The sequence below is a fragment of the Holdemanella sp. DFI.5.55 genome (genome assembly GCF_020593575.1).
Taxonomy (GTDB): Bacteria; Bacillota_I; Bacilli_A; order Erysipelotrichales; family Erysipelotrichaceae; genus Holdemanella; species Holdemanella hominis.
This window is the reverse complement of record NZ_JAJDMK010000211.1, coordinates 1-382: the sequence shown is the minus strand read 5'-3', so window position 1 is coordinate 382 and position 382 is coordinate 1. Positions and strand designations below refer to the sequence as shown.

At 32.5% G+C, this 382-nt stretch carries 1 pseudogene; it reads right to left on the bottom strand.

The annotated features are described in order from the left end of the window. Positions 1-154 precede the first annotated feature (154 nt). Positions 155-382 (bottom strand): annotated as a pseudogene (locus LJE08_RS13850) (hypothetical protein); the annotation flags it as partial.

The following is a 382-nucleotide window of genomic DNA, read 5'->3' as shown; positions in this document are numbered from 1 at the left end:
GAAATGTTACCGGACGACTGGAAACGAACCGGGCACGTCATTTAGACGTGTGACTGTTTTGCAGAAAAAGTCTTTTCTTGTATGATTTTACATAGCCCAAATGTACAGGAAAGCTAACTATATAAAATTCAAGTAGTTAATCTTAAAATAAAATTTATAAAAATAAGAAGTTAGAAGTACAAAAGGGCGCAAAGCCACTTTCCCCAAATAAAAAGATTATTGTGTTGCTATAATATTGGCATTTTGTTGGATTAAAATGCCTATTTAATAGGTTCTGCATCTTAGACGAATAATCTTCACTTACAGTTGTTTTTGTGTAATGTCGTGCATAACGGGCTTTTATTCCCATAACATGCATTAAATTATATACATGTTTCTGACT